We start from the raw sequence: 15305 nt of genomic DNA on the forward strand, positions 1-15305 counted from the left end.
AGCCTCGCTGTACGCCTCGCCGACACCCCAAGAAAGCGAAAACGCCAAGTGTGTGCGCTATGTTAACGCCTATGGGGCATCGCCTATCCCCTGGGCGCCGTGCTGGGCCGGATCACCGTCAGCGGTGAATACCGCCTGTCGCCTGCCGCCGAGGTGGTCGGTGACGAAGGCGCGGAAACCGCTGTCGCCGTGCTGCTGCAGGCCGTCGACGCCACCGACGGCGCCGCCACCGGCCTGATCGCCGCCCGTGGCCCGGTCATCCTGGCCGATGCCGCCCTGGTGTTTGACGCCTCGGTCGACCTGCCCGCCGAGATCGCCGCCAAGCGGAGCCAGCTTGCCGCACAGGGCCTTGTCGCCCGCGCCACCGTCTGATCGGAGCCTTTCCCATGACCCAGATTATCAATCCCTTCGACGTGGGCGGCTACTCGCTAGCCGAAATGACCCAAGCCATCAATATCCTGCCCAACCTCTATACCCGGCTGGGCCAGATGGGGCTGTTTCGCTTCGAGGGCGTTACCCAGCGCAGCGTCATCATCGAGCAGGCCGAGGGCGTCCTCAACCTGCTGCCCACCGTTCCCCTGGGCGGCCCGGCCACCGTCGCCAATCGTGATGCCCGGAGCATGCGCTCGTTCACCGTGCCGTGGATTCCTCACGACGATTCCATCACGCCCCAAGACGTCCAGGGCGTGCGCGGTTTCGGCGTCGCCGATGCCGCCGATCCGCTGTCCACCGTCATGGAGCGCAAGCTGACCCGCATGCGGAGCAAGCACGCCCAGACCCGCGAGTTCATGGAGGTCAACGCCCTGAAGGGCGTGGTCCGCGACGGCGGTGGTTCCACCCTCTACGACTACTTCAGCGAATTCAGCCTCGCCCGCCAGCAAGTGGATTTCGCCCTGGGCACCGCCGCCACCAACGTCCAGGCCAAGATCCGCGAGGTGCTGCGCAAGGTCGAGACCGAACTCAAGGGCGAGACCATGACCAGCGTGCTGGCCCTGGTGTCCCCGGAGTTCTTCGACAAGCTGATCAGCCATGCCAAGGTCGAGACGGCCTACCAGTTCTTCTCGTCGGCCGGTGCCCAGCCGCTGCGGGAAGACGTGCGCCGCCGCTTCCCCTTCGCCGGCATCGTGTTCGAGGAATACAACGCCACCGTGACGCTTTCGACTGGGCAGACGGAAACCCTGATCCCGGCCGGCGAGGGCATCGCCGGCACCATGGACACCTTCGTCACCTATGGCGCCCCGGCCAATCTGATCGAGACGGTCAACACCCTGGGCGTGCCCATGTATGCCCGCCAGTTGGCCCGTCAGGACGGCAGCGCCATCGACGTCAAGACCGAGGCCTCCATCCTGCCGGTCAACAAGCGCCCGCGTCTGGCCGTCCGCCTGTTCTCGGGCAACTGACCGTGACGGCCTTCGCCGATGCCCTCGACGACCTGTTCGCCGACTCGAACATGGCCGTCACCGTGACGTATCAGGGCAGTTCCATCCGTGCTCTGGTGCGACGGCCCGACCGCGACATCGAATTCTCGGACATCACCGTCCACACGGGGACGGCGGTGTTCGATATCCGGCGGAAGGAGGTCGCCAGTCCGGCGGCAGGGGACGTCATCGTCCATGACGGCGACTCCTTCGTGGTCCAGGGCGAACCCCGCCTGGATGCCGAACGGCAGTTGTGGACCATCACCGTGAGGCCGGCATGAGGGTAATGGCCGCCATCCGGGGCGATCTCGGCCGTGTTCTGGCCGACGAGGTGAAGGCGACCGAACGGGCCGCCAGTTCCGCCATGCGCGATGCCACCAACGGGCTGAAGCTGGACCTGCGCGCCCAGATCACCGGCGCCGGCCTCGGCCAGCGGCTGGCCAATAGCTGGCGGTCGCAGACCTATCCGGATTCCGGCAATTCCCTGCGCCCCGCCGGGCTGGTGTGGAGCAAGGCGCCCCATATCATCCGGGCCTTCGACGAGGGCGCCACCATCCGTTCGGCCGACGGCTTCTGGCTGGCGGTGCCCGGACCAGGTTGCCCGGCCCGCATCGGCAAGAAGCGCCCGACGCCCCGGCTGGTCGCGGAGCGGCTCGGCATTCCGCTCCGCTTCGTCTACCGCCGTGGTGGCCCGTCGCTGCTGGTGGCCGACGACATGCGGGCGCGAACCGGCAAGCACGGCGGTTTCGCCAGGTCCAAGACCGGGCGCAATGCCGCCACCGCCATCATGTTCCTGCTCTATCCGCAGGTGACTTTGCGCAAACGCCTCGACATCAACCGGGCCAAGGGGGCGGCCGAGCGGCGGCTGGTCACCACCTTGGTCTCGGCGCTGGGGAAGAACGATGGCTGATTCTCCCCGCGAGACCGCCCTGAAGGCACTGGCCACCCTGCTTGCCGGGATCCCCGGCGCGAGCGTTCGCCGCAACGAGCCGCTGGCGGCCAAGATCCCGGCGGGCGGGCTGATCACCCTGTTCGACGGCAGCGGCGCTGAGCCGGACATGCTGCTGTCGCCGCCCACCTACATTCACAGCCGCCGGGCCGAGATCGAGGTGGTGGTGCAGGGCGCCACCCCGGAAGACCGCGACGCAGCACTCGATGCCATCCTCGCCGCCATCGGCGACCGATTGGCGGCCGATCCCACCCTCGGCGGCGCGGTGGATCTGGCGATGGCCGAGCCGCCGGAATTCATCACCGAGGCGATCGACGGCGCCGCCGGCCTCAAGGGGGCCAAGGTCATCGTCGTCCTCGAATACACCGCCGACTCGCCGCTCGGCTGATCCAGACAAAGGAACCGGTCCCATGTCGAAGACGCGCGCCTACGGCGCCGACTGCATCCTGCTGGCCGCCTTCGAGGCGGCCTATGGGACGCCCCCGGCCGACGGCTACACCCGGCTGTCCTTCAAGGAAACCAGCCTGGGCGCCGAGCGGCCGCTGGGTTACGACCCGCTGCTGGGCCAAGGGCGTGAGGCCCAGGACCCGTTCTACGAGGCGGTCAAGGACGAGGGCGATGTCGGTGTGCCGCTCGATCTGCGCGGCATCGGCTTCTGGCTGAAGGGACTGTTCGGCGCCCCCGCCACCAGCGGCGATGCCGGCACCGGCTTCACCCATGCCTTCACCTCGGGCGGCTCGCTGCCGAGCCTGGCCCTCGAAATCGGCCACCCGACCCTGGCTGTCCCGAAGTTCTTCCGCCATACCGGCGCCAAGCTTGGCAGCCTCGCCATCGACATGGCCCGCTCCGGACCCGCCAACGCCACCATCGCGGTGATCGCCCAGGGCGAGACCGAGGCCGCCGCTACCATCGATGCCGCGCCGGCCAGCCTCGGCCTGCGCCGCTTCAGCCAGGGCAGCGGCAGTATTCTGGTCGGCGGCCAGCCGCTGGCCAATGTGGTCGGCGGGCGACTGTCGTTCTCCAACAACCTCGAGCCGGTCGAGACCATCCGCTCCGATGGCCTGATCGACGGCGTCGACGAGACCGAGGCCACCGCCGAGGGCTCGGTCGAGGTGCGCTTCGGCACCGACGCGACGCTGACCAGTGCCATCGCCGCGGAAAGCCCGGTCGAGATGCTCTACGGCTTCACCATCCCCGGCACCGATTATGCCCTGCGCTTCCATCTGCCCCGCGTGTTCCTGCCGAAGAAGAAGCAGGAGATCAAAGGCCCCGGCGGAATTCAGGCCAGCTACGACTGGCGGGCGGCCCGCGATCCGGTGGTGGGTTATCTGCTGCGGGTCACCCTGGTCAACGACGTGGCGGGGTACTGATCATGATCCGACTATCCCTGCCGAAGGAGCCGTATTGGATCGATCTGCCCCATGACGTCCGGGTGTTCGTCCGCCCCCTGACCACGGCGGTGTATGAGGCTGCCAGGGCGCGTGGCTGGCGCATGGCCCGCGCCATCGCCGCCGAGCATGCCGATCTCAAGGCGGCCGGCGCCGACATCACCGGCCTGCCGGATCTGTCCGACGAGGATGCCCTGGCCGGGCTGTCACAGATGCTGTTCGCCCAAGGTCTGGCGCGATCCGCCATCACCAAGTGGAAGGGCGTTCTGGGTGAGGCCGATGAGCCTGCGGAGGTCTCAGATACGAGCATCGCCGAGCTGATGCAGCTTCCCCGCATGGCCGAGAGCTTCGTCGTCCAGTACACCGAAACCCATGACGCGGTAATCGCCGAGGGAAACGTCTCCAGGCCCGCGCCGAATGGCACTTCGGCGGCGGGCCTGACTACTGCCGAGGCTGCGGCGGAAACTGCGACTGCCCCTACGACCGCAACGCCCCCCTGACCGAAGCAGGCTGGCAAGCCTGGGAATTGCTGACCGGGGCTATCGGCGCCATCAGCATCGGCCCCCGCGGCGGCATCACCGGACTTGATCTTCCGGCCCTGCTGATCCAGGCCGAGGCGCTGGGCTACGACCAGTCCCAGCTGGCCCGGCTGCTGCCCTTCGCCGAGCGAGGAATGGTAACGGGGGCGGCGAAGACGCAAACCGAGACCTGATCCAGGGCCACCAAATCTGTCTCCATCCGCCTGTCGCTGCAAGACGGCGAAACCGTGCGCCGCACCCTGATCCAACTGGGTAACGACGGCCAGAAGGCGCTGGCCCGGATCGAGACGGCGGCGCAACCGGCGTCGAAGTCGCTGCTGGCGATGAATGCCGCCAGCCAGGATATCCAGGGCGGCATGGCGGGGTTTGCTTCCCGGCTTGGCCCCATCGGCTCGGTGATGATGGCGTTGGGTCCGGCCGGGCTGGCGGCGGGAGCGGCCATCGGCTTCTTCGGCAAGGCCATGGTGGAGTCCACCATCAAGGTGGAGAGCCTGGAGGCCCGCCTCAAGGGTTTGGTCGGCGCCGCCGCCCTGACTGAGACCACCAGCTATCTCTACGCCCAGGCCCAGAAGACCGGCACCGCCCTGGAGACGGTGGTCGGGGCCTATTCTCGGCTGGCTGCGCTGCAGAAGGCCGGGATCATCACTACCGGCGAGAGCCGTGCCCTGCTGGAGGGCTTTCAGTCCACCGCCATTGCGCTGGGAGCGTCGTCCGAGCAGTTGGAGCAGTCGCTGTTCGGTCTGGCCCAGGGGCTGTCGTCTGGCACGTTGCGGGCGGAAGAACTCAACCAGATCGTCGAGCCCATGCCGGGCCTGCTCCAGGCTCTCGACCGGGCCGCCGCTCTGCCCTCGGGCGGGTCCCGCCAGATGGTGACCCAGGGCAAGGTCACGGCGGATTTCTTCCGCGACACCCTGATCAAGGCGCTGCGGGGTTTTGACGAAGCCGCCAAGGAAAGTGCCGACACCGCCGAGCGGTCCTTCACCCGCATGGCCAATGCCTGGCAAGGGTTCACCAACGCCCCCTGGCTGCGCAAGGTTCTGTCGGGCGGCGCCAATGCCGGAGCGGCGACGCTGGAATCGCTGACGCCGGGGGAATCCACGGCCAAGTCGCGGCTGACCGATCTGGATCGCCGCATCGCCGCCCTGGGGGGCGAGCAGGCGCTCGACAAGCCGCTGCCCGCCGGGACCCACAGTGTGGTGGTGCAAGCGGTCAGGGAGGAAAACGAGGAATTGCGCCGCCTGCTGATCGGGCGCTGCGCCGCATCGATACCGCCAAGCTGCTGGAGCAGAAAATCGGCCTGATCCGCACCATGGATCAGGAAGTCGCCGCCAATGATCGCCTCGCCGAGGCCGCCAAAGGCTCGGTGGCCGACACCATCCTGGCGGAGCGGACCAATTGGCTGGCCGAACAGGCCTCCAAGGGGTTGGCCGATGCCAATGGCGAACTGGCCCAATCCTATACGCAGGTGCAGAAGTCCCGCGCCAATAACGATACCGTCCGCGCCGTCGCCGATCTGGAGCGCGAGATCGACGCCCAGGTGCGTCTGGCCGAGGCGGTGCGCGGCAGTGATCGCACCAAAGTCCGCGACGTCACCATCGACAATGATGTCGCCAAATTCGCCCGCAGCCACAAGCTGTCCGAGGATGATCCCAAACTCGATGAGTACCGGGCGGCCCGCTCGCGGCAATATGCCGAGTCGGTCATGCTGGATGCGGGGAACAAGTCCTTCCCATCCATCACCTACGGCAGTGGATCAAGTCCGGGCATGACAAAGACCTTGGTATGGGTTCTTTCTCGAACGTTTCACCGCCACCAACGAAAACGGCCCGGGGCAGCGATTGCCCCGGGCCGTTTTCGTTTGACGCAAAAAGCCTATTCCAGGCGCCCCAGGGCGCGAGCCAGCACCAGATACAGCTTGCCGACCTCGGACGAGGTAAAGGTGCCGGTCAAAACATCGGCGTAATCCGACTGACGGGCCTGGTTCAGCAACGATTCGAACTCGGCCAGATAGCGGGTGACATAGTCGCGGAACCCGCCGTCATCCTCGAACTTGTTCTTGATGGCGGCGATCTGGTGCTTGTCGAGATTCTTGAGAATCTTGCGCACGAACACCGACTGGTCGCCGGCATGGAACTCGCGCCAGGCCTTCTCGTCGATATTGGTCGAGAAGATGCGGCCGATATCGACCGACAGGGATTGCAGCTTCTCGACGATGAAGGCGGCATTTCGCAGGAAATGCTCGACCGAGGCCTGAGCGCGGCGTTCCTCGATCTGCTCGGCCCGCATCTCGGCCAGCTTCGAGGCCGAGATCAGTTCGTCGATCTGGCGACCGAAGGTGGCCGAGAAGGCCTCGGCCTGCTGGGTCAGGCGATCGCCGGTGACGCCCAGATCGTTGGACTTCTGGCGAATCATCTCGAACGAGCTTTCCAGCTTGGCGCCGGTGCGGTCGCTGGTTTCCTGCAGCTCCAGGGCCTGGCGGCGCAGCGATTCGCCCGAGGCGCGGACCTGCTGGGTGATGCGTTCCGACGACTGGGTCAGGTCGCGGATGCCGCTGCGCAGCATGTCGCCGGCGGCGGTGACCTGGGCGGCGGTCTTGTTCGAGGTTTCCTCGAAATCGCGCACGATGGTGCGAAGCGCGTCGCCGGCGGTCTGCGAGTTGTGGAACACCCGCTGGCTGGCCTCGCCCACCTCCACCGCATGCTTGGCGATGGACTGGCCGAAGGCCTTCAGCACTTCCGACGAATCGTCGGCGACGCGGGCCAGGGCGTCGGACTGGTCCTTCAGCTTCTCGCCGACCGACACCACGCTGACCTGGGCCTGGTCGGCCGAGGCCACCAATTGCTCGGTCTGGCGGCGCAGCGCGTCGGTCGAGACGCGGATCTTGCCGGCGACATCTTCCGAAATCGAGGCCATCTGCTCGGTGCGGGCTTCCAGCACCTCGGACAGGCCATTGGTGTCGGCCATGGCCTTGGTGGCGGCAACGCCGACTTCCGAGGTCCGCTGACGCAGGCCCTCGCCGACCGCTTCCAGCTCGACGCCGACGCGCGACGAAACGGCGATCAGGTCGTTGGTGTTCTGGCGCAGCGTGTCGGCGATGGTCTTGACCTTGGCCATCACCTGGTCCGAGGTCGAGATCAGGTGGCGCGATTGCTGGTTCAGCGACGCTTCCGACAGGCGCGACTGGGTCGACACCACGTTGGCGGCGTCGGCCAGTTCGTCGGCCTGCTTCCTGAGCGACTGGCGGATCGCCTCGGCCTGGCCGGCGGCACGTTCGGCGCCCTTACCCAAATCCTCGATATGCAGACGCAGGGTTTCCGACACCTCGCGGGCGCGGGCCTGCATCTGGTCGGACGCCGCCGACAGCGCCCGGGTCTGACCCTGGAACATTTCGCCGACTTCGCGAATCCGGCCGCTGGCCCGTTCGGCGGCGGCATCGACGTCGTCGCGGCGCTGTGCGAACACCTCGCCGACCGCGCCCATCTGGGCCGAGGCCTCATCGGTGGTCGAGCGCAATTGCTCGGCGTGGCGGCCCAAGGTCTCCTCGATCTCGCGGAAGCGGCCCATAGCCTGGTCGGACGCCGCCGACACCTCGCGCGATTGAACCGACAGCGCTTCCTCGACGATCTTGATGCGCGACAGCACGCGTTCGGTGATCTGGTCGAGGCCGGTGGCCTGCTGGGTCAGCGAGGCGCTGATGCGGCTGGTCTGGTCGGCCAGGCGCGTGGCCGCCTGTTCCAGATCGTTGTTCTGACGGGTGAACAGGCTTTCCAGCGCCTCGACCCGTTGCGAAAGGCTGACCGCCACTTCCTCGGTGCGGTTGCCGGAACGGTCGGCCGCCTCGGCCAATTCGCCGGCCTTGGTGGCGAACAGGGCGCCGACCTGCTCGGCCCGATCGACCGCCGAGCGCGACACCGAATCCAGCGCCTCGGCGTTCTTGCGGACCTGCTCGTTCATCACCTCGGCCCGCTGGGTGGCCCGCAGCGAAGATTGGTCGATGGCCTGGACCTGCTCATGCATGAACTCGCCGAATTCCCGCACCTTGACGGCGGCGGAATCGGTGACGGTGGTCAGGTCCTGGGTCTGCAGCCGCAACAGATGCTCGATCTCACGAGCCCTCGCGGTGGCGGCGTCTGCGGCATGGGTCAGACGATCGACCTCGCCGCGCAGGGCATCGACGGCCGAGCGGGCGTCGCCATTGACCCGACCGACCACGCCGGTCAGGGCGTCGATCTGGCTGGACAGGCTGGCGCGCACGGCATCGGCCTCGCCGGCGGCGCGGGCGGTGGCGTCGTTGAGATCGCGAGCCTGGGCCTTCAAGGATTCGGCGATGATCTTGACCCGGCTTTCCGATTCGTCGGCCGGATAGGTCAGGCGGGCCAGATGCAGGGCCAGGTCGTTGGCCAACAAGCGGATGGCGCGGCCGCGATCCAGCCAAGCCAGGATCAGCCACAGGAAGGCCAGAGGCACCAGGGCCGCACCGACAACGCCGCCAAGTTCCTGCGGCTGCAGCGCCACCAGGTTGCCCCAGCCGATGCTGGAATTGACATATTGGGCGCAAAAACCCAGCCAGGTCACCGAGGCCAGGCCGGCGATTCCGTTGATGATGGCCGGCACCTTGGACGGCTTAAAGGCCTGGGGCGGTGCTTCGGACCGACGCGGCACGGTCACCGGCAATTGGGGGGCCTTCACGGGCTCCGCGGTTTCGGCGGAACTGATCTCCGCCGCCTCGGACTCGCCTCGATCGATCATCGTGTCACCCATAGCCCGTGCCCCGCGTTTCTGTCGCTTGCCACCCACGCCAGCGGAAACGGACCGGCAACGGCACCAATATCGGCACCTGCACGGCATTCCTTCCCCCTGGACATCCACCCGCCGCTTGGCACCGGCAGGCGCTCTTATTTGACGTTGCGAGAGGATGCCTGCATCCCGTGGAAAAATCAAACGTTTGCCCTGCCGATCCGGGCAAGGAAACACCGGGTGCGTTACGCACAAATCTGGTTTTCTAGTGGTGTTTTGGTTACGCTTGACTCGCGCTGTTGTGTGAAATATAACCAATGTATTCCAGCCGCACCCGGATGCCGAGCGATGACCGACCCGCACCACCCCCACCTGCAATCACTTGCCGCCTATGCCATCCGGCGGGGTGTCGCCCCGGCCGATCCGCTGCGCCAACCATTGCCCGAGGCCCGGACCAAAGCGATCGCCTATCAGTCGATCTGGAACGAGCCGATGCCCAAAGGGGGTCGCCACACCCGCCACACCACTCCGGCCGGCACCGGAATCGATCTTTACATCCCCGACGAAGCCCATGGGGCGGCACCGGTGCTTTTCTATTTTCACGGCGGCGGCTTCGCGCTTAATTCTGTCGAGACCCATCGCCGCCTGACCCGGCTGCTGGCGCAGCGCTCGGGCTGGGCGGTGGCGGCGGTTTCCTACGACCTTGCCCCCGAGGCGCGCTTCCCGCGCCAGCTGATCCAGGCGCAAGATGCCATCGACTGGCTGCGCGAGCGCGCCGCCCTTCTTGGACTGGATGGCGGCCGGTGGGCGGTGGGTGGCGATTCCGCCGGCGCCAACCTGGCCCTGGCGGCCACCATCGCGCGGCGCGACAAGGGCCGGTCGGCGCCGGCTTTGGGCTTGCTGTTCTACGGCATGTTCTCGGCCGATCTCGACACCCCGTCCCATCGTACCTTCGGCGGCGGCGCGTTCGGCCTGACCACCGAACGGGTCGACTGGTTCTGGTCGCAATATGTGGCGCAGCTGGCCGAGCGCACCAACCCGCTGGCGGCGCCGCTCTATGCCGACCTTCGGGGTCTGCCGCCGCAAGTGCTGATCGCCGCAGGCCTGGATTGCTTGAAGGATGACAGTGTGCGCCTGGCCGACCGCCTGACCGCCGCCGGAGTGGAAAACCGCTTGCAGGTGGTCGAAGGCGTGCCCCACTCGTTCATGCAGATGAGCGCGGTGCTGGAGCCCGCCGACCAGGCCATCGACGACGCGGCCGCCGCCCTGCGGGCGGTGCGGTCCCAGCCGATTGCCGTGGCGGCGGAATAAAGGTCAGCAGGCCGCCGCGAGCGAGCGGCGCTCGGGGAAACGCAGGGTGATGATGGTTCCCTTGCCCGGCTCGCTGTCGATCGCCAGGCTGCCGCCATGCATTTCGGTCAGCCGGATCGCCATGGACAGCCCCAGGCCCAACCCCTCGAACCGGCGTTCCAGCGCCGAATCCACCTGACTGAACGGCGCCATCGCCTTCTCGCGGTCCTCGGGCTTGATGCCGATACCGGTGTCGGCGACCCGGATCGTCACGCCGCCGCCCTTGTCCAGCCCGGCGGTAACGGTGATGCGGCCGCCGGCCGGGGTAAACTTGACGGCATTGGACAAAAGGTTCAGCAGGATCTGCTTCATCCGCCGTTCGTCGCAGATCAAATGCGGCAGGTTCGGGACCACCTCGACCGACAAGGTCAGATCGCGTTCGCGGACACGGTCGAAGACCATCACCCGCACCGACTCGATCACCGCGACCAGATCGATCTCGGTTTCGCGAAGCGGCAATTGGCCGGCCTCGATTGCCGAAACGTCCAGCACGTCGTTGATCAGACTGGCCAGATGTTGCCCGGAATCAAGGATATGCCGAGCATATTCAGCATAGCGGGCATTGCCCATCGGCCCCAGGATCTCGGTGGTCATGACCTCGGCGAAGCCGTTGATGACGTTCAGGGGGGTGCGCAATTCATGGCTCATGGCCGCCAGGAATTCCGTCTTCGAGCGGTTGGCCACCTCGGCTGCGTGCTTGGCCTGCTCCAGCGCGGTGGCGGCACGGCGGCGGTCGGTGATGTCCACGGTCCAGGCCACCAGGGCCGGCTGCCCCTCGAAGGTCAGCGGGGTCCAGGTCACCGCGCTCCACTGGCGGGTGCCGTCGCGCCGATCCTGGGCCGCCTCGGCGGTCACCGGCAGGCCCGATTGCCGGGCCAGGGCAGCGGCGCGGTCACGGATCCCGGCATCGACGAACAGATCGCGCTCGGCCTTGCCCAGCATGTCGCCCAGCGTCATCCCCAGCATGTCGGCCTGACGGGCATTGCAGAAAACCAGATTGCCTTCCCGGTCCGACACCGCGATGCCGATCGGGCTGGTTTCCAACAGGGCCTTCAGGCGCCGTTCCGCCGCCTTGGATTCGGCGGCCACCGCCTCGGTCGCCGCCAGTTTGGCGGCCATCTGCTCGGGACTATAGACCGCCGTCACCGACCGGGTGGTCAGGAACGCCTGGGCCACGCCATAGGCCAAAGCCAGGAAGCCGGCCGCGAACACCGCATGGGCCAGCCACCACAAATGGGTCCAGGCCTTGCTCAGCAGGAACGCCAGCGCCGAGGTGGCGAACGCCCCCAACGCCAGCTGGTAAAGCCACATCATCCCGGTGCGTTGGCCGCGCCAGCGGATCAGCACGATACCGGCCACCGCCATCAGGATGGTCGCCCCTTCCTGGACCAGGCGCACGGCGTACTGGCCGGCGAACGGCGTGCTGGCCAAGGCCCACACCAACAGATCGACGCCCACGGCCATTCCCAGCCACGGCAGCCACCGGCTTGGCTTGGTCCGATCCGCCACGGAATCGGCAGGCTGGCCCAGCCGCGTCAGAGCGACCAGCAGGAAACCGCACATCACCACCCGTGACGCCGGCCCGAACAGGATGAACATCCACAAATCCTGGGAGGAGTGCCGAGTCAGAATGCCATGCGGGGCGTAGACCACGGCAAAGCCGATGAAGGCCAAGGTGATCCAACGCAACGCCGGTTCACCGCTGGACTGATAGCAGCGCCACGCCACCCAGCCGGCGAACACCGACAGCACGATCGACAGGCCGATGGCGAATTCATGGAACACGAAATCGCGCGCCACCAGCGGCGGGTCCTGAAACACCGCCAGATAGGCGACAGCCATCATCGGGGTCGCCATGAACAACAGTTCGACGGCTTCCTTGAACCAAGCGGCCACATGCAGTCCCGCAGGATTTCGGGATCCAGAATTCATCGCAACGCCTGCCCCACAAGCCGGATGATTCTCCCATAATCGGGCCTTGCCATGGATAAAGGCAAGGCCAGACTTGACGGCAATCCCGCCTTAGTCGCAAGACTGTCACTTGATCGTCATGATAAGCGGGCCAATCATAGAGTGATGACAGCCCCCTCCCGATCCATCATCGTTCGCGCCTTCCTGCTGGGCGAGCGTCTCGACACCCGCGGCCTGGAACAGAAACAGGCCCTGGCCACCACTCCCCTGACCCTGCGCGCCGGCCGACGGGGCTTCATGGTGTTGTTCCGCTATGGCGTCGCCGTCTTGTTCGACGTCGCCGCCGAAGAGGAAGCCCTGCTGCTGGCCGATCTGGGCCGCCTGGTCACCGACCCGCAGGAACGTCCCGGGCAGGAACAGGCCCATATCGACATCGTCGAGAATGGTTCCGAGCATGTCGATCCCGACGGCACCATTATCATCGCCGACCTGACGCCCGAGCGGATGCAGATCGTCGCCGACGTCCTGGCCAAGGATCTGATGCTCGAGCATTTCGAGATCAAGGCTGCCCAGGTGTTCGACCGCGTCGAGCCGTTGGCGGCACGCCTGAAGAACAAGGGCAGCCGCAACTTCCGGGTCAAGGACTTGCTGGCCCAGATCGGCGACGTGCTGATGACCCAGCACCGCATGGTCGGCCGGGCCGAGGTGCTGGAAAAGCCCGAGGCCCTGTGGAACGAGCCGTCGCTGGAAGGCCTGTTCGGCCGCCTGGAGCGCGAGTACGAAATCCGCGAAAGATCGCGCGCCCTGGACCACAAGCTGGAAGTGATCGGCAACACCGCCGAGACCTTGCTGGATCTGGTCCATACCACCCGCTCGCTCAGGGTCGAGTGGTACATCGTCGGCCTGATCGTCTTCGAGATCGTGATCAGCCTGTGGGACCGATTCTTTTAAAAAGTCCCGTCAGGCCGCCCGCAGCCGGCCCAGGAAGGTATCGACGGCCGCGCGCAGTTCGTCCGCCCCGCGCGCCAGGGTGACGGCGGTTTCCAGCACCTCGCCGGACGAACGCTCGGCCCGGCCGATGGCCTGGCTGGTCACCTCGACGCCCCGCGACACCGCCCGGGTACCGCCGGCCGCCTGCTCGACCCCTTGGGCGATCTCGACGGTGGCGCCGGCCTGTTGCGACACCGCCTCGGTGATCACCTGGGCGATGGCGCTCATCCGCTCGACGATCTCGCCGACATGGCGGATGGCCCCGACCGCGCGGCCGGTCTCGGCCTGGATGCGGGTGATCTGCTCGGCGATTTCCTCGGTCGCCTTGGCGGTCTGGCTGGCCAGGTTCTTGACCTCGCCGGCCACCACCGCGAAGCCCTTGCCGGCCTCACCCGCCCTGGCCGCCTCGATGGTGGCGTTCAAGGCCAAAAGGTTGGTCTGGGCGGCGATGGCGGAAATCATGCTGACCACCGCGCCGATCCGCCACGACCTGAACCCGCTGGACCGCGCGGTGTTCTTGCACCAGCGCAAGGAAATCTATGAGCGCCTGCATCCGGAGACGAAGCACGGCGCGCAGGGTGGTGTTGGTGGGCAGAGGAATGAAAACGACACGATGTCGTTTTCAAAGGACACCGCCGAGAAGTGTGGCTGGACCGCGCGCACCATCGACCGCGCCGTCGCCATCGCCAAGGGCATTCAGCCCGACGTCCGTGCCCGGCTGGTGGGCACCGCCCTGTCTCGCAATCAGGCCGAGCTGCTGAAGCTGGTCAAGCTGTCGAACGGCCAGCAGCATACCGCGCTGAACCTGCTGCTGGCAGTGCCGCCCCAGGGCAAGAACGTGGAAGAGGCGCGCCGGATCATCACCGGCGCCCGTGCCGCCGCGCCGGCCGGCGACGACGGCTTCGCGGCGCTGTTGTCCAAATGGACCCGAGCCACGCCGCGCGAACGGAGCGCGTTCCTGGATCATCTGTGGAATCACAAGACCGACGACACCCTGCGGGAGTTCGTCGCCGGCCTGAATCAAGAGGAGGCGGCCTAGCCATGGCCACCGTCCCCATCACGACATCGATTAACAGCTACCTTCTGGCGCTCCTTCAGACAGACCTCCGGGAAGGACTCGGAATGTCGTTCGGAGCGCTTCCGGTGTGGCTGCCTGCTTCGCTTTCTCAGTTTCCTGAATGCCCGCCAAAGCCTGTTCAACATGGCGAATTGCCGCGTGCACCAATGGACCTGCTTCTGGTGGAAGCGCTGCGCTCGTTGCTGCGAGCGAACGCATCGCCTCATCAAGGCTCAGGACTCCCTTCTGGTGGAGGCAATTGAACATGTGCGCGATCACCACCTCCAAAGGAAAGAGATCGCCGTCGCGCTGATCGCCGCCGAGAAGGGCGTCGCCGGCTCGAGCATCTGGGGCTGGTACCGCCGCGTCGCCGGCCAGGACCGCGACGACTGGCTGCCCTTCCTGGCCGACCAATATGTCGGCCGCCAGGTGTCGGCCGAGTTCGACGACGACGCCTGGGAGGCTTTCAAGGCCGATTTCCTGCGCCTGTCGGCCCGGCCGCTGGCCGCCTGCTGCCGCGACCTCACGCTGCTGGCCGGCCAGAAGGGTTGGGCCATACCGTCGGAAAAGAGCGTCGCCCGCCGGGTCGAGCGCGACATCCACCCCACCGTGCTGGTGCTGACCCGCGAGGGACCGGATGCGCTGAAGCGGATGTATCCGCCGCAGGAACGCGACCGCTCATGCTTCCATGCCGTCGAGGCCATCAACGGCGACGGCCATATCTGGGACGTCCGGGTGGAATGGCCCGACGGCACCATCGGCCGCCCGGTGATGGTCGGCTTCCAGGACCTTTATTCCAACAAGCTGCTGGCTTGGCGGGTGGCCCAGACCGAAAACCGCGAGGTGATCCGCCTGGCGCTGGGCGACGTGGTCGAGCAATTCGGTATCACGGAAATCCAGATTGCCAGCGCCTCTCGCGTCCAGGCGCAGACACCGTCCACTTCCGGTTTCGGTCCTTTGAAGATG

The 15305-nt window shown here is 66.8% G+C and carries 17 protein-coding genes; 14 read left to right on the top strand and 3 right to left on the bottom strand.

Going from position 1 to position 15305, the window contains the following annotated elements; translation table 11 throughout:
* Positions 1 to 90 precede the first annotated feature (90 nt).
* From A6A05_RS16195 to A6A05_RS21890, 10 genes are read left to right on the top strand one after another with little or no spacing between them, the layout of a single operon-like run.
* On the top strand, positions 91 to 372 hold the full coding sequence (locus tag A6A05_RS16195; protein ID WP_281193477.1) for a head decoration protein: 282 nt from the start codon (positions 91 to 93) through the stop codon (positions 370 to 372).
* A gap of 14 nt (positions 373 to 386) precedes the next feature.
* The gene (locus A6A05_RS16200) at positions 387 to 1400 is read left to right on the top strand and encodes a major capsid protein (protein ID WP_068503606.1); all 1014 of its coding nucleotides are present in this window, start codon (positions 387 to 389) and stop codon (positions 1398 to 1400) included.
* A gap of 2 nt (positions 1401 to 1402) precedes the next feature.
* A complete protein-coding gene (locus A6A05_RS16205) occupies positions 1403 to 1699 on the top strand; it encodes a head-tail joining protein (protein ID WP_068503608.1) in 297 nt (98 codons plus the stop codon).
* Positions 1696 to 2328, top strand: a complete 633-nt coding sequence (locus A6A05_RS16210; protein WP_068503610.1) for a DUF6441 family protein — start codon at positions 1696 to 1698, stop codon at positions 2326 to 2328. The genes A6A05_RS16205 and A6A05_RS16210 overlap by 4 nt, the downstream gene beginning before the upstream one ends.
* Positions 2321 to 2755, top strand: coding sequence for a hypothetical protein (locus A6A05_RS16215; protein WP_068503612.1), 435 nt, complete (start codon positions 2321 to 2323; stop codon positions 2753 to 2755). The genes A6A05_RS16210 and A6A05_RS16215 overlap by 8 nt, the downstream gene beginning before the upstream one ends.
* Positions 2756 to 2777: 22 nt before the next feature.
* Complete coding sequence (locus tag A6A05_RS16220) at positions 2778 to 3737, top strand: phage tail tube protein (protein ID WP_068503614.1); 960 nt, start codon at positions 2778 to 2780, stop codon at positions 3735 to 3737.
* A 2-nt stretch (positions 3738 to 3739) separates the two neighbouring features.
* Entirely contained in the window at positions 3740 to 4255 is a 516-nt protein-coding gene (locus A6A05_RS16225) for a hypothetical protein (RefSeq protein WP_068503616.1), read from the top strand.
* Between the two features lie 26 nt (positions 4256 to 4281).
* The gene (locus A6A05_RS16230; protein ID WP_068503618.1) at positions 4282 to 4467 is read left to right on the top strand and encodes a DUF7697 family protein; all 186 of its coding nucleotides are present in this window, start codon (positions 4282 to 4284) and stop codon (positions 4465 to 4467) included.
* 54 nt (positions 4468 to 4521) lie between these two features.
* Positions 4522 to 5595, top strand: coding sequence for a tape measure protein (locus A6A05_RS16235; protein ID WP_245644325.1), 1074 nt, complete (start codon positions 4522 to 4524; stop codon positions 5593 to 5595).
* An 8-nt stretch (positions 5596 to 5603) separates the two neighbouring features.
* Positions 5604 to 6257 carry a hypothetical protein gene (locus tag A6A05_RS21890; RefSeq protein WP_245644326.1) on the top strand — a complete coding sequence of 218 codons (654 nt, stop codon included), beginning with the start codon at positions 5604 to 5606 and terminating at the stop codon, positions 6255 to 6257.
* On the opposite strand, the gene A6A05_RS16240 is transcribed toward A6A05_RS21890, so the two are convergent.
* The gene (locus A6A05_RS16240; RefSeq protein ID WP_245644327.1) at positions 6167 to 9043 is read right to left on the bottom strand and encodes a coiled-coil domain-containing protein; all 2877 of its coding nucleotides are present in this window, start codon (positions 9041 to 9043) and stop codon (positions 6167 to 6169) included. The genes A6A05_RS21890 and A6A05_RS16240 overlap by 91 nt on opposite strands.
* Positions 9044 to 9379: 336 nt before the next feature.
* Between A6A05_RS16240 and A6A05_RS16245 the strand changes: the two genes are divergently transcribed.
* Positions 9380 to 10342 carry an alpha/beta hydrolase gene (locus tag A6A05_RS16245; RefSeq protein ID WP_068503622.1) on the top strand — a complete coding sequence of 321 codons (963 nt, stop codon included), beginning with the start codon at positions 9380 to 9382 and terminating at the stop codon, positions 10340 to 10342.
* A 3-nt stretch (positions 10343 to 10345) separates the two neighbouring features.
* Here the strand turns inward: A6A05_RS16245 and A6A05_RS16250 are convergent, their stop codons facing one another.
* Positions 10346 to 12277 (bottom strand): PAS domain-containing sensor histidine kinase, encoded by a 1932-nt coding sequence (locus A6A05_RS16250; protein WP_068503624.1) that lies wholly within the window; start codon positions 12275 to 12277, stop codon positions 10346 to 10348.
* 180 nt (positions 12278 to 12457) lie between these two features.
* Between A6A05_RS16250 and A6A05_RS16255 the strand changes: the two genes are divergently transcribed.
* Positions 12458 to 13243 (top strand): RMD1 family protein, encoded by a 786-nt coding sequence (locus tag A6A05_RS16255; protein ID WP_068503626.1) that lies wholly within the window; start codon positions 12458 to 12460, stop codon positions 13241 to 13243.
* 9 nt (positions 13244 to 13252) lie between these two features.
* On the opposite strand, the gene A6A05_RS16260 is transcribed toward A6A05_RS16255, so the two are convergent.
* Positions 13253 to 13744, bottom strand: a complete 492-nt coding sequence (locus A6A05_RS16260) for a methyl-accepting chemotaxis protein (RefSeq protein WP_068503628.1) — start codon at positions 13742 to 13744, stop codon at positions 13253 to 13255.
* On the opposite strand from A6A05_RS16260, the gene A6A05_RS16265 reads away from it, so the two are divergent.
* Positions 13743 to 14321, top strand: coding sequence for a hypothetical protein (locus A6A05_RS16265; RefSeq protein WP_068503630.1), 579 nt, complete (start codon positions 13743 to 13745; stop codon positions 14319 to 14321). The two genes, A6A05_RS16260 and A6A05_RS16265, sit on opposite strands and share 2 nt — an antisense overlap.
* A 267-nt stretch (positions 14322 to 14588) precedes the next feature.
* Positions 14589 to 15305 (top strand): DNA-binding domain-containing protein (locus A6A05_RS16270; RefSeq protein WP_281193475.1); only part of this gene is annotated, 717 nt, incomplete at its 3' end.

This window comes from Magnetospirillum moscoviense (assembly GCF_001650635.1).
In the GTDB taxonomy this organism is placed as follows: Bacteria; Pseudomonadota; Alphaproteobacteria; order Rhodospirillales; family Magnetospirillaceae; genus Magnetospirillum; species Magnetospirillum moscoviense.

Excerpts from the sequence above, each read along its gene's own strand:
- A6A05_RS16265 (WP_068503630.1), top strand. The coding sequence starts at position 13,743 with ATGCTGACCACCGCGCCGATCCGCCACGACCTGAACCCGCTGGACCGC.
- A6A05_RS16245 (WP_068503622.1), top strand. The coding sequence starts at position 9,380 with ATGACCGACCCGCACCACCCCCACCTGCAATCACTTGCCGCCTATGCC.
- A6A05_RS16255 (WP_068503626.1), top strand. The coding sequence starts at position 12,458 with ATGACAGCCCCCTCCCGATCCATCATCGTTCGCGCCTTCCTGCTGGGC.
- A6A05_RS16210 (WP_068503610.1), top strand. The coding sequence starts at position 1,696 with ATGAGGGTAATGGCCGCCATCCGGGGCGATCTCGGCCGTGTTCTGGCC.
- A6A05_RS16225 (WP_068503616.1), top strand. The coding sequence starts at position 3,740 with ATGATCCGACTATCCCTGCCGAAGGAGCCGTATTGGATCGATCTGCCC.
- A6A05_RS21890 (WP_245644326.1), top strand. The coding sequence starts at position 5,604 with ATGGATCAGGAAGTCGCCGCCAATGATCGCCTCGCCGAGGCCGCCAAA.
- A6A05_RS16200 (WP_068503606.1), top strand. The coding sequence starts at position 387 with ATGACCCAGATTATCAATCCCTTCGACGTGGGCGGCTACTCGCTAGCC.
- A6A05_RS16240 (WP_245644327.1), bottom strand. The coding sequence starts at position 9,043 with ATGATCGATCGAGGCGAGTCCGAGGCGGCGGAGATCAGTTCCGCCGAA.
- A6A05_RS16220 (WP_068503614.1), top strand. The coding sequence starts at position 2,778 with ATGTCGAAGACGCGCGCCTACGGCGCCGACTGCATCCTGCTGGCCGCC.
- A6A05_RS16215 (WP_068503612.1), top strand. The coding sequence starts at position 2,321 with ATGGCTGATTCTCCCCGCGAGACCGCCCTGAAGGCACTGGCCACCCTG.
- A6A05_RS16260 (WP_068503628.1), bottom strand. The coding sequence starts at position 13,744 with ATGATTTCCGCCATCGCCGCCCAGACCAACCTTTTGGCCTTGAACGCC.